The following is a 603-nucleotide window of genomic DNA, read 5'->3' on the forward strand; positions in this document are numbered from 1 at the left end:
AAGGCCTCCGCCATCCCTTCCGTCGGTTGGAGGAGCATGATCGGGGCCGGATCATAGTCGATATGGAAGCCGATGCCGTTCAGCAGCAGCTCTGTCTTCCCCACCTGCGCGGAGCTCATGACCACGACCTCCGGCACGGTAGGGTCGTTGATCGCGTCCATGATCTCTCGTTGGTAAGGCGCCCGGTCGGTCCGCCACTGGCCAGGTTCTGCGGACGCCTCCGGGGACAGTTTCCGGTACAGGTCGGCCCACGTGGACACCGTGAGCTTCGGGGGAGGCGCCAGGACCTTCGCGATCATCCGGAACAAGGTCCGGGTCTTAGTCGTCGTCATCCGGATCTCCTCCCACATAGTCCTCATTCCGGCGATTGAACGCCCCGGGATCGTAGTCCGCCAGCTCACGTAATGTCTCGTAGACCTCCGAGGAGATCGTATCCTGGGCGGAAGCCAGGTCGTTCTTGCCAAGCAACCTCGGTGCGATCTTCGCCGGTAGGGAGAGCAGCTTCGCCCGGATCGCGGCCAGCATGTCTGTCATGACATCCTTTACGTCCTCTGCCCGGTGGAGCTCTCCACGCATAACGGCCACCTGCAACTCCGCCTTCTC

Annotated in this window: 1 protein-coding gene and 1 pseudogene; both read right to left on the reverse strand. The window is 62.5% G+C overall.

Translation table 11 applies throughout. The features are described from left to right. On the reverse strand, positions 1-332 hold a 332-nt coding region (locus ACSEXW_RS28270; protein ID WP_438449515.1), incomplete at its 3' end, for a phage terminase large subunit family protein. Beyond that, positions 319-603: pseudogene (locus ACSEXW_RS28275) on the reverse strand (hypothetical protein); the annotation flags it as partial. The pseudogene ACSEXW_RS28275 and the gene ACSEXW_RS28270, both read right to left, overlap by 14 nt.

This window comes from Oryzibacillus soli, assembly GCF_051594765.1.
GTDB lineage: Bacteria > Bacillota > Bacilli > Paenibacillales > NBRC-103111 > Paenibacillus_AR.